Origin of the sequence: Microcoleus sp. AT3-D2 (genome assembly GCF_036705715.1) — a bacterium.
GTDB lineage: Bacteria > Cyanobacteriota > Cyanobacteriia > Cyanobacteriales > Microcoleaceae > Microcoleus.
Genome location: NZ_JAUBVE010000013.1, coordinates 26,503 through 39,579, shown reverse-complemented (window position 1 = coordinate 39,579; position 13,077 = coordinate 26,503). Strand labels below are relative to the sequence as shown.

Annotated in this window: 5 protein-coding genes; 3 read left to right on the top strand and 2 right to left on the bottom strand. The window is 46.1% G+C overall.

Translation table 11 applies throughout. From position 1 onward, the window contains the following. Positions 1 to 98: 98 nt before the first annotated feature. A complete protein-coding gene (locus QUB44_RS08170) occupies positions 99 to 3,242 on the top strand; it encodes an efflux RND transporter permease subunit (RefSeq protein WP_333365366.1) in 3,144 nt (1,047 codons plus the stop codon). 6 nt (positions 3,243 to 3,248) lie between these two features. Here the strand turns inward: QUB44_RS08170 and QUB44_RS08165 are convergent, their stop codons facing one another. Further along, complete coding sequence (locus QUB44_RS08165; protein WP_333365363.1) at positions 3,249 to 3,689, bottom strand: heavy metal-responsive transcriptional regulator; 441 nt, start codon at positions 3,687 to 3,689, stop codon at positions 3,249 to 3,251. Between the two features lie 236 nt (positions 3,690 to 3,925). Further along, a complete protein-coding gene (locus QUB44_RS08160) occupies positions 3,926 to 4,072 on the bottom strand; it encodes a porin (RefSeq protein WP_333159148.1) in 147 nt (48 codons plus the stop codon). Between the two features lie 226 nt (positions 4,073 to 4,298). Here QUB44_RS08160 and QUB44_RS08155 point away from each other — a divergent pair, with 226 nt between their 5' ends. Then, positions 4,299 to 4,778, top strand: a complete 480-nt coding sequence (locus QUB44_RS08155; protein WP_333365360.1) for a hypothetical protein — start codon at positions 4,299 to 4,301, stop codon at positions 4,776 to 4,778. 720 nt (positions 4,779 to 5,498) lie between these two features. Beyond that, entirely contained in the window at positions 5,499 to 13,025 is a 7,527-nt protein-coding gene (locus QUB44_RS08150) for an amino acid adenylation domain-containing protein (protein WP_333365357.1), read from the top strand. Positions 13,026 to 13,077 lie beyond the last annotated feature (52 nt).

Sequence of the window (13,077 nt, the reverse complement as noted above, 5' to 3'; positions counted from 1 at the left end):
TTTAATAAACATAGTTTCTGCGAACAATCCGCTTTTTCTCCTGATTTTATATTCTTATGTCAAAGTAGCTCAAATAATAATTACCACTATTTCACTTCATGCTCAACTCAATCCTCAAATGGTCGATCGCTCAACGTTGGCTAGTTGTAATCGCTGCAATAATAGTTACTTTTTTGGGTAGTTATAATTTAACTATAATGCCCCTTGATGTTTTTCCTAATTTTGCCCCGCCTCAAGTAGAAATTCAAACAGAAGCTTCTGGATTGGCCCCTGAAGAAGTAGAGTCTTTAATCACTTTACCAATTGAGAGCGCAGTCAATGGAACTCCGGGGGTAGAAACCGTGCGATCCTCTTCGGCGGTAGGTATTTCAGTTGTTCGAGTAATTTTCAAAGCCGATACAGATATTTATCAAGCCAGACAATTAGTTGCTGAACGTTTACAGCAAACCCGATCAAAGTTGCCTCAAGGTGTTGAAGAACCGCAAATATCTCCTGTATCTTCTCCGATTGCCACAATTTTAATGTATGCCTTCACTCTAAAAGCAGAAGGAAAGGAGCCAAATACTGATTTAATGGAAGTGCGACGGTTAGTCGATCGAGATGTCACTAACAGATTACTTGCTGTGCAGGGAATATCACAAGTAATTGCCTATGGAGGTGATGTTAGAGAGTATCAAGTTTTGGTCGATCCAGTCAAATTAACTGCATTTAATATCTCTTTAGAAGATGTCACAAAAGCGGCACAGCAATCAAATACCAATGCGTCTGGGGGCTTTTTGATTACACCCGATCGCGAAGAAATTATTCGTGGCGTAGGTCGGATTGAAACCATTGAAGAATTGGCAGAATCAGTAGTAATATCTAGGGATGGAAAACCCATCAAATTACGCGATGTGGCAGAGGTAAAATTGGGAGCAGCACTAGCTAGAGGAGATGGTAGTGTTAATGGTGAGAGAGGAGTGGTTTTACTGGTAAACAAGCAGCCTCAAATTGATACTCCAACTGTGACCAGAGCAGTTGAAAAAGCAATGGAGGAAGTGCAAGCCGGATTACCCCAGGATGTGAAAGTACAAGTAACTTTTCGCCAAGAAAGTTTTATTGATTCTGCTATTGAAAATGTGCGAGATTCCCTACGAGATGGCATCATAATTGTTTCAGTAATCATGCTGATGTTTTTGATGAATTGGCGCACAACTCTCATCACTCTCAGCGCCATTCCCTTGTCGGTGCTGATAGGAATGTTGATTTTATCATGGTTTGGGGAAGGCATAAATACTATGACTCTTGGGGGATTGGCAGTAGCAATTGGTTCTGTTGTGGATGACTCAATTGTGGATATGGAAAACTGCTATCGGGGATTGCAAAAAAATCAAGTAGATGGCAAGCCTAAAGACGATTTTGAAATTGTTTATAGCACTTCGGTAGAGGTTCGCACCAGTGTAATTTTCTCTACAGTAATCATTGTTATTGTATTTGCGCCGATTTTTTCTTTAACAGGAGTAGAAGGGCGAATCTTTACCCCAATGGGAGTGGCTTATTTAGTTTCTATTATGGCCTCTACTTTTGTAGCAATGACTCTTTCCCCTGCTCTTTGCGCTATCTTATTAGCAAATCGTCAATTGCCATCGGATGATACTTGGGTGTCGGCATTTAGCCAACGGCTTTATCGTCCAGCTTTGAATATGGCAATTAATCGTCCGAAATTCATCTTATTGCCAGCCATCGCTGCTTTTATTGCTTCCTTAATTGTGCTTCCCTCACTAGGAAGAGTATTTTTACCAGAATTTCAAGAGCGATCTTTAGTTAATACAATGTTACTTTATCCTGGGAGTTCCCTGTCTGCTACTAATGATATGGGACTTTCAATGCAGAATGCTCTCAAAGATGACCCTCGATTTACAGCAGTACAATTGCGATCGGGACGTGCGCCCGGTGATGCTGATGCCGGAGGGGTAAATTTAGGACATTTGGATGTAGAACTGAGCGATATTGGCATTAAAAAGCGAGAAGAAAGTATTGCCAAAATTCGAGAGGAATTTAATAAATTACCGGGTGTGGCTACCAGCGTGGGAGGCTTTATTTCGCATCGGATGGATGAAGTGCTTTCAGGAGTGAGAAGTGCGATCGCGGTGAAAGTTTTTGGGCCTGATTTGATAGAATTAAGAGCGATTGGGAAGGAAGTAGAAACAGCTATGAGTCAGGTGAAAGGTATTGTTGATTTGCAGTTAGAACAACAAATTCCTATTCGTCAGTTACAGATTAAATTTGAGCGAGCTTCGGCTGCACGTTACGGACTTACCATTGGAAGTCTTACAGAAACTATAGAAACTGCCTTGAATGGAAAAGTTGTATCTCAAGTCCTTAAAGAACAGCAGTTATTCGATTTGTTGGTGTGGTTGAAACCGGAAAATCGCAGTAATATTGATACTATCCGTAACTTATTAGTTGATACTCCTTCTGGACAGAAAATCCCACTAGCACAAGTCGCAAAAATTGAATATGGTACTGGCCCTAATACCATCAACCGTGAAAATGTTTCCCGTTTATTGGTTGTGGCTGCGAATGTGTCAGGACGAGATTTACGATCAGTTGTTAATGAAATTAAGACCCAAGTACAACAGCAAGTAATCTTGCCTTCAGGTTATTTTATTCAGTATGGTGGACAATTTGAATCAGAAGAACGAGCTACCCAAAATATAATCATATTTGGTAGCTTAGGAACAGTAATTATTGCGGTGCTGATGTACTTTGCTGTCCATTCTTTTGCAGGTGCGGTGATGATTATGATTAACTTACCCCTGGCATTAGTAGGAGGAATTTTCTCGATTGCGATCGGTGGTGGCATCATTTCTGTAGCTTCACTTGTGGGTTTTATCACCTTATTTGGAGTAGCGGTTCGTAACGGTTTGCTTTTGGTGGATAATTTCAATCAAAAACTAAGCAAGGGAATGCCTTTCAAGCAAGTAATTAAAGAAGGTGCGATGGAAAGATTGGTGGCGATTTTGATGACAGCTTTTACCTCTGCTTTAGGCATGGTTCCCCTGGTAGTTGGTACAGGCGCAGGCAAAGAAATTTTACAACCTCTGGCGGTTGTGGTGTTGGGTGGATTGTTTACTTCTACAGCCTTAACTCTGTTAGTTTTGCCAGCTTTGTATGCTCAATTTGGGCATTTTTTACTACCTCAACAACCTCAGCCAGTTATTGAAGACGGGAAGGTAGCTAAAGCTGAAATAGCGAACTGATAAAGCCTACTGAACACCCTCAATCAAACTGCAAAGTGGCTCGCTATCGGGATTGTCTGAAGCTCGATTTGTCCAAAGTTTTTTATAAGCTTCCAACTCAGCTTTGAACGCACTCATGCGCTGAATTTCCTCCTCAAGGAAATCAATTTTGCGACTTAATAAGTCTTGCACTAGCGGACAAGCTGTTATTCCTTGACGGCGAGAGGCCAAAATTTGCTGAATTTCTTGAAGAGAAAAGTTGAGTCTTTGGGCTTTCTTGATAAATTGCACTTGTCTGGCAGCATCGGCTGTGTAGTAACGGTAGCCACTACTGCTGCGTAAGGCAGGTTCTAGTAACCCTAAGCTTTCATAGTATCGCAGGGTGCCTACAGCAACACCAGTTTGCTTGGCTAGTTCTCCAATTTTTAGTAGCTGCTTTTCTAGGGATTCTGTTTCAAATTTTGTCATAGCAGTTCTAGGTAAGTTGGAGCCCTATCATTATAGCGGTAGCCAGTTTCACTTTTGTGTGCTGGTTATAGTCACCCCATTTTTCATGATAAAATATTCTATCTTGTCCATAATTTTAGTGGCTAAAAAAGCAGCAGTAACTCAGTTTTGAGTTACTGCTGCTGTCGGATATTCTCTTGCTTATCCCCATGCTAAAAATCCATGATAGAATCTACACAGACCGGGGGAAATAAGGATTATTTATCGCAATTAGCTAGCGGGCAGTCAGGAGTAGGAGTAGTGCAGGGGCCGGCAGCAAAGACAACAGCGGCTGTACCTGCTGTCAGGAGAACTGCCGTCAAAGCTGCGAGAGTGAATCGTTTAGTCTGAGTTGCTTTAGTCATTAATTTTTACCTGGGAATCTAGGATCGAAAAGTTTCTTTGGGAAACTATAAATAGCATAAACCCTCAAGTCGGCTATAGAGTCAAGGGGGGAAAGATTAAGAATTATAAAAATATTGAATTTCCGATGTCGCGATCCGAATACCTGTATGAAAGTCTGAATATTTCATCCTGATTTCAGGTTTGTGTGTCATACTTTTTAATCATTGTACGCAAAGACTCAAACAAATGAAATCGCTCCAATCAAATTTAATTATTTTAGGCAGCGTCGGATTGTTATTTTTGGGAGCTTGCAGTAAAGGCGACCAAGCAAGCGATCCAAATAGCACTCCAGCATCCCCTCCTGTCGCCTCTCAACCTGCGTCTTCGGCTCCCGCCACTGCTCCTGCAACAGCAACTCAAGGGGGGCAAGTTGTAAAGTCTGGAGCTTACTATTTAGAGTTTGTAACTCAAAAAGAAGCTACCGGAACTCATTTAGATTTATTTTTGCTAAAAGGGGAGAAAAAGGAACCAGTTCCTAACGCGAAAGTGACGGCTCAAGTGCAGTTGCCGAATGGAAAGCAGCAAACCCTAGCTCTTAAGTATGATGTTGAGGGCAAACATTACGCTGTGGTGTTTCCCGGCAATGAGCCCGGTCAGTATCCAGTGAAAGTGACTGCGGATATTAACGGCGAAAAAGTAGACGGTCGTTTTACCTTCAGTCGATAGATAGCTAATAACTAATGCGCTCTAAGTTAGGGGCGCATTAGTTATTAGGAACAAACAACTGCCTCCTGCATTTCCATTAAACTGAACTTTTCCCTGCAAATATACTTACAAAAACTCAACAACATCTCATTACAAAGGTTTCAAGTATTGAGGAAAAAATTGTTTTCCCATGTAGATGATTGATATCTGTTTGTGAGCGGCAATTATATTGAATATACAACAATTGAGGGCGATCGCCTGCGTCAGCTATTGCTGATAAATGGGTACAAATTTTCAGCTCAACATTTGCATCCTTTGTTGAGTAAGAGTTTTAGGACTGTTAGTACATTTGTATGGGGGAAGTCCAGGTTACAACTCCGCTGACAATTGCCCGTCAGGAACCATCGCGGACTGGGCTGGAGTTCGATCGCACCTTGACAAGGCTAGGCAGCGATCGTTTATGATGGGCATCACGGGGATCGGGTGCATCGCTAGGCTAGCCTGTGGCAATGGCAAAGCTGACGGACTGGGTTTAGATCGCGAATTATGAGTGATGATTTCAACCTAGCTACTTAAAAAAATCTAAAATTAGCTAACGAAGCTTCTAGAGCGTGTGGCGAACTATTTCATTCCTGAAACAGAGAATAAGTATCAAGGGAATGAAGTGATTTGCTATGCCGTGGAAAGACCCCGTAGTAAACACTGGTGAATTGACTGGCTAAAACTACAAGCAATACAAATATGTATATTCAGAATCAATTTAGTTGCTTTCTTATTGGAGAAGGAACTTTACTTGTTCAATGTGCTGAACTTCTTTTAGAGCGGGGTCATCAGATTTTCGGTGTCATCTCCTTTGATACATCGATAAGTAGCTGGGCGAAGGCAAAGGACATACCTCACATCCAGCCAACAGATAATCTCATAGCATTTTTAAGACAACAGCCTTTTGATTACCTATTCAACATTGTCAACAGGTCGCTATTAACCAAAGAAATTTTGGAGTTGCCGCGCCACTTAGCGATCGACTACCAGGACGCCCCACGGCCGAAGTATGGGGGACTCAATGCTACCTCTTGGGCTTTGATGCACCGGGAGAAGACTCATGGGGTGAGGTGGTATGTGATGAGCGACTTGGTTGAGGGCGGCGATATCCTGAAGCAGGTTGCTATCGATATTGCTGATGACGATACGGCATTTACTCTCAATAAGAAATGTTATGAAGCGGCAATTCGTTCGTTTGAAGAATTAGTTGATGAGATCTCAAGCGGTCAAGCGTTATCGAACAAGCAAAATCTGGATGAGCAAACCTATGTGGGACACTCAAAAAGACTTTTTGCTGGAGGTGTACTCTCGTTCAATCGTTGTGCCTATGATATTGATGCCGACATTAGGGCATTGGACTTTGGTTCCTACCCCAATCCCCTTGGTGTGGCCAAGTTGGCTATAGGGAGCGACTCGATCGTTATCCCCAAACTCGAAGTTAAAGATGACCTCTCTAAGTCGTCTCCAGGAACAATCACGGCGATCGAACCCAGCTTCTTGACGGTTTCTACAGCAAGTTACGAGGTAGCGCTGCGCCAAGTGCTGACCATCGATGGTCAAGCGCTATCAATTCCTGATTTGGTCGAGAGATTTGGACTGCAAGTTGGGTATCAGTTTAAGGACATCGAGCCAGATAGCGCGAGGCGTATTGAGAGGTTTGATGGGTTAATTGCTCAGCACGAGGCTTTCTGGGTAGAGAAGCTGGCGACGTTACAGCCGATCGCGGTTCCCTATGCCGATCGAACGGCATCGCACTTGAATCAAAAGCAGTACACGAGTGTAAAGATGTCCATACCGCATGAGGTCACAACCTTTCTGGAGGGCCATCCTGCTTGGAATCAGAGTGACTTTCTGTTTGCTGCTTTTGCTACTTATCTGGCCCGTATTGGAGGAACAGGATGTTTTGATATCGGATTTAGAGATGTTGAGCTGCAACGGGAGTTGATAGGACTCGAAGGCTTTTTTGCCTCAATTGTTTCTTGTCGCGTAGATATAGACTACGAGCAAAGTTTTGAGGAAGTTTTTAAAGCCTTTGAGGAGCAGGTGGAGTTGACCAAACTTCACAAGACTTATGCGCGTGATGTCGTAGCTAGGTATCCGGCTCTTCGTTCATTGCCCGATCGGAGTCGTGAGCCGATTTTTCCGGTAGTCGTACAGCGGGTAGAAAAACTAGACGAGCACCAAACCGGGTTTGGTAATGAGTTGACCCTGGTCATTCCATCACAGGGGAAAGAATGCGGTTGGCTCTATAACACCCAGGCATTGGATGGTGACAGCATTGCCAGGATGTTGGATCAGTTTGCTACTTTTTTGCAAGGAATCGTAACTGACCCCAAAGGGCGCGTTGCCGAAATTCCCCTGCTATCCGAGCAGGATTGTCACAAAATTCTGGTGGAGTGGAATGATACTCAGGCAGATTACCCCAAGGATAAGTGTATCCATCAGTTATTTGAGGCTCAGGTGGAGCAGACACCTGATGCGGTGGCGGTAGTTTATGAAGACAAACAGTTGACCTATCGGGAACTGAATGGCAGAGCGAATCAGCTAGCGCACTACCTGCAAAAACTGGGGGTAGGACCAGAGGTTCTAGTGGGGATTTTCGTAGAGCGATCGCTTGAGATGATGGTGGGGCTTCTCGGTATTCTCAAAGCGGGTGGAGCCTACGTGCCTCTAGATCCTGCGTATCCGAAAGAACGTCTAGCGTTCATGCTGTCAGACTCACAGGTGTCGGTGCTATTGACCCAAGAGAAGTTGCTAACTGGATTGCCTGAGCAAGGTGCGTTAGCGATCTGCTTGGATACAGGTTGGGGGTTAATTTCTCAGGAGAGTGAGGAGAATCTCAACAGCGGGGTTAATGCCGCCAACTTGGCTTATATCATTTACACATCTGGGTCAACCGGGAAACCAAAGGGAACGATGATTGTCCACCAAGGATTGGTCAATTATCTTAGCTGGTGCATAAAAGCGTATGCAGTAGCCGATGGGGTTGGTTCTCCGGTTCATTCTTCGATCGGCTTCGACGCGACCATTACCAGCTTATTCTCTCCCCTATTGGTAGGACAGAGGGTAGTCTTCCTCCCAGAGAAGCAGGAGATAGAGGCTCTTAGTGCAGTCTTGTGTTCTCAAAGTAATTTTAGCCTCGTCAAAATCACCCCAGCCCATCTGGCACTACTCAGTGAGTTATTACCCAGTAAGCAGGCGGCGGGTCAGACAAGAGCCTTAATTATCGGTGGCGAGGCTCTCTCGAAAAAGAGCATTTCATTCTGGCAGACTCACGCACCTGAAACTAGACTAATCAACGAATACGGTCCAACAGAAACGGTTGTTGGATGCTGTATCTATGAGGTTCCGGCTCAGACCACCCGATCGGGTTTGATTCCCATTGGTCGTCCTATTGCCAATACTCAGCTTTATATATTGGATCGGTCTCTCCAACCCGTCCCCATCGGAGTCACAGGTGAACTGCACATCGGTGGCGACGGTTTAGCTCGGGGCTATCTCAACCGGACAGAGTTGACGGCCCAGAAGTTTATCCCCAACCCCTTTAGTAATCAACCCGGAGAACGTCTGTACAAAACTGGGGACTTAGCTCGCTATCTACCGGACGGCAACATCGAGTTTCTCGGTCGTATCGATAATCAGGTGAAAATTCGTGGCTTCCGCATCGAGCTGGGCGAGATTGAGGCAGTGCTGATGCAAAACCGGGCTGTTCAGGATGCCGTAGTTATAGACCAGGAGTACGCCCTTAATGACAAACGCCTCGTGGCCTATGTGGTTCCGGGCCAGGAGCAAGTCCTCTCCATCAGTGAACTGCGTCGCGACCTAAAGCAGAAACTGCCCGATCACATGATACCTTCTGCATTTGTGCAGCTCGAAGCGGTGCCCCTGACGCCCAACGGTAAGGTCGATCGGCGCGCTCTGCCAGTGCCTGACGGGACAAGATCGAATCTCGAAGAAACTTTTGTGCCGCATCTTACGCCTTTTGAGGAAGTGCTCGCGGGCATCTGGAGCGAAGTTCTCAGGCTTGAGTGGGTGGGCATTCACGACAACTTCTTTGAGTTGGGGGGACATTCCTTACTAGCAACCCAAGTCATTTCTCGCGTGCGCGAAGCTTTCGGAGTAGAACTCCCCCTGCATACTCTCTTTGAGGAGCCTACCCTAGCTGGCTTGGCTTATAGCGTCGAGACAGCCAGCCGAGCCGAAAAAGGCAGTCTACAGGCTCAGCCCATTAGTCCCATCTCACGGGAGGGAGACCTGCCTCTGTCCTTTGCTCAGCAGCGGCTGTGGTTCCTCGACCAATTGATGTCTGGGACACCCCTATATAACCTCCCTAACGCTCTTCGCTTGAAAGGTTCGCTCAACGTGACGGCACTAGAGCAGAGCTTAAGTGAAATTGTGAGGCGTCACGAAGCTCTACGGACTACCTTTAGTGCTGTGAATGGGCAGCCAATTCAGGTCATTCATCCGGCTGTTACCTTGCTGTTGCCGATCGTAGACCTCCGAGAACTTCCTGAGACTGAACGGGAGGTGGAAGCTCAACGGTTAGCTACTGAGGAAGCTCAGCGCCCCTTTGACTTGGTTAATCAACAATTGTTTCGCGCCCAACTCCTGCACCTAGGAGAAGAGGAACATTTGCTCCTGTTGACCATGCACCACATCGTCTCCGACGGCTGGTCTCTTGGTGTGTTTATGCGGGAATTGACGGCGCTTTATGAAGCTTTTTCCACTGAGAATTCCTCGTCATTGCCTGAACTACCTATCCAATATGCTGACTTTGCTGTCTGGCAGAACGAGTGGCTCGTCGGTGAGGTGTTGGAGGTTCAACTTAACTACTGGAAGCGGCATCTAGGCGGTCAGTTGCCCGTGCTGGATTTGCCCACCGATCGCCCTCGACCTCCTGTTCAAACTTATCGAGGTGCAAGGGAATTTCTGGAACTGCCTAAGAAAAGTACCGATGCCCTCAAAGCGATCTCGCAGCAGGAAGGCGTTACGTTGTTTATGACCTTACTGGCGGTCTTCCAGATACTACTCTACCGATATACAGGTCAGGAAGACGTTATTGTGGGTTCTCCCATTGCTAATCGCAACCGCGCTGAAATAGAAGGGTTGATTGGATTTTTTGTCAATACTTTGGTGCTACGAACTGAGCTTTCAGGCGATCCAAGTTTCCGGGAATTGCTAGGTCGGGTGCGTGAGGTGGCTTTGGGAGCCTATACTCACCAAGATTTGCCTTTCGAGAAGTTGGTAGAGGAACTGCAACTCGAACGGGATTTGAGCCGAAACCCCCTGTTTCAGGTGATGTTTGTTTTCCAGAATGCCCCGATAGCGGCTCTGGAGTTTCGGGGTCTAAGTCTAATCCCTCTGGAAGTCCATAACGGCACAGCAAAGTTTGATTTAACCCTCGAACTAGAAGAGAGTGCGGAGGGCATCAGGGGCTGGTTTGAATACAACACAGACTTGTTCGACCCCCTCACTATCACCCGGATGACGAACAATTTTCAGACCTTGGTGGAAGGCATCGTCGCCAATCCAGAACAGCGCCTCTGGGGCTTACCCCTGTTGAGTGCAGCCCAACAGCATCAACTGCTAGTGGAGTGGAATAACACCCAGACAGATTACCCCAATCAAACCTGTATCCATCAGTTATTTGAAGCCCAAGTAGAGCGAACTCCTAACGCCGTTGCAGTAGTCTTTGAAAACGAGCAATTAACCTACCAGCAGCTCAATTATCGTGCCAATCAACTAGCACACCACCTGCAAAAATTGGGTGTGGAACCAGAAATGCTGGTCGGAATTTGTGTAGATCGATCGCTTGAGATGATCGTAGGACTCCTAGGCATTCTCAAGGCTGGTGGGGCTTATTTGCCGTTAGACCCATCGTATCCCCAGGATCGTCTAGCCTTCATGCTGGAAGATGCCCAGGTGTCGGTGCTATTAACCCAACAGAAGCTAGTCGCAGGTTTTTCCGAGTACAAAGCACAGCGTTTCTGCTTGGACAGCGACTGGGAAGTAATCGCCCAAGAGAGCGAGGAAAAACCCGTCATCCGCGTGACGGCCGATAACCTGGCTTACACAATCTACACATCGGGTTCTACAGGGAAACCCAAAGGAGTGCTAGTAACCCATCAAAACCTAGTCCACTCCACCAGTGCTCGTATTTCTTATTACAGCGAACCCGTCACCAGTTTCTTCTTACTTTCGTCCTTTGCCTTTGACAGTTCGATCGCAGGCATCTTTTGGACATTGTGCCAGGGAGGCATACTTGTCCTACCACCAGCAAACTTCCAACAAGAGCTGTTACACCTTACAAAGTTAATTGCTCAACATCATGTATCGCATTTATTGAGTCTTCCATCTCTCTATAACCTGATTTTGGACCAAGCGGAACCACAACAGCTCACTTGTCTTCGTAGTGTTATTGTCGCAGGCGAACCGTGTTCTAGAGAGTTGGTTGAACGCCATACTAAGCTGCCCGCGAGCACATCTTTGTTCAACGAATACGGGCCAACAGAAGGAACGGTCTGGAGCAGTGTATATCATTGTCAGTCTTCGGGACTCAAAACACAGGTTCCGATCGGTCGCCCTATTGCCAATATGCAGATCTATCTGCTGGATAAATATTTGAATCCTGTTCCCATTGGTGTACCGGGCGAGCTCCACATTGGTGGTGCAGGCATCACCCGAGGCTACCTCAACCGCCCCGAGTTGACCAAAGATAAATTTATCCCCAACCCCTTTAGCAATGAACCAGGCACACGCCTTTATAAAACTGGGGATCTAGCTCGTTATCTACCCGACGGCAACATTGAGTTTCTCGGTCGCATAGATAATCAAGTCAAAATCCGTGGTTTCCGCATCGAACTGGGGGAGGTTGAGTCAACTCTATCCCAATATCCTACTGTGCAGCATTGTGTAGTAACAGCAAGGGTTGACATAGAAAGCGACAAACGTTTAGTTGCCTACATTGTTTCAAGCCAACAGCAGAAACCCACTACCGACGAACTACGATGCTTCCTCAAGCAAAAGCTGCCTGACTATATGGTGCCATCAGCCTTCGTTTTCCTAGACACCATACCCCTAACACCCAACGGGAAAATAGACCAGCGCGCCCTGCCCGCACCCAGCGAGCTCAGGCAAGATCCAGCAAGTACCTTTGTGCCTCCCAGCGATGATTTAGAAATCCAACTAACAAAAATTTGGGAAGACGTTTTACGCAAAAAGCCCATCAGTGTGAAGGACAATTTCTTTGACGTGGGAGGACACTCTCTACTAGCCGTGCGCCTATTAGCACAAATCGAGAAAGCCTTCGAGAAAAATCTCCCCCTGGCTACCCTCTTCCAATCACCAACCATTGAGCAACTGGCCAACATTCTCCGCCAGAAAGGATGGTCAGCACCTTGCGAATCGCTAGTAGTAATTCAACCCGGAGGTGCTAAGCGGCCTTTGTTCTTTATCCATGTACTTGGCGAGGGTCTAAAGTACTGTCGCTCTTTGACCAGTCATCTAGATCCTGAACAACCCATTTATGGGCTAGCGGTAGGGATTATGGATGAAGTTTCTTTGAATAAGGTTAAGGATGTTGTGGCTAACTATATCAAAGAAATGCGAAGTATCCAACCTGAAGGCCCTTATCTTTTAGCAGGTATATATTGCGGAGGCCGAGTAGCCTATGAGATGGCCCAGCAGCTCCACGCACAAGGTCAAAAGGTAGCTCTGGTAGCCTTGTTAGATACTTTAAAAGATGATAAAGCCATCAAAATAATGCCAGTCGAAGAGCGGGCCTTAGCGCACTGGAATAACTTTTTGCGATTTGGCCCCGCCTACTTGTTAAGCCAGAGGAGGCTAGAGGAAGCCAAGAATCGGCTAATGAGTATTTACTGCGAGTTTTACGAGCGTATGGGGCGTCCTTTGCCTCCAGCTTTCCAAAGCTTCACTTATCGAAAGAAAAAAGAGGAGGGAAATACGGAGTGGGAGTTCGCACCAAAGCAGGTTTACCCGGATCGAGTGACCCTCTTCCGGCCTATCGAGAACATTGACTTCTTAGAGCCTGATTTGGGATGGAGCGAACTGGCTCCTGGAGGATTGGAGATCTATGATGTTCCGGGCAATACCTTTAGTATGCTACAAGAACCGCACGTACAGGTGCTGGCTGAAAAATTGAGGGATTGCATAGATCGTGTGCAGGCGGATGATTTATATCATGTCCGGCCGATTAATGATGATTAAACTTTTGCCTCCGGCCACCAAGAGACTGGACTTTCCCCATACAAATGTACTA

Excerpts from the sequence above, each read along its gene's own strand:
- QUB44_RS08170 (WP_333365366.1), top strand. The coding sequence starts at position 99 with ATGCTCAACTCAATCCTCAAATGGTCGATCGCTCAACGTTGGCTAGTT.
- QUB44_RS08165 (WP_333365363.1), bottom strand. The coding sequence starts at position 3,689 with ATGACAAAATTTGAAACAGAATCCCTAGAAAAGCAGCTACTAAAAATT.
- QUB44_RS08160 (WP_333159148.1), bottom strand. The coding sequence starts at position 4,072 with ATGACTAAAGCAACTCAGACTAAACGATTCACTCTCGCAGCTTTGACG.
- QUB44_RS08155 (WP_333365360.1), top strand. The coding sequence starts at position 4,299 with ATGAAATCGCTCCAATCAAATTTAATTATTTTAGGCAGCGTCGGATTG.
- QUB44_RS08150 (WP_333365357.1), top strand. The coding sequence starts at position 5,499 with ATGTATATTCAGAATCAATTTAGTTGCTTTCTTATTGGAGAAGGAACT.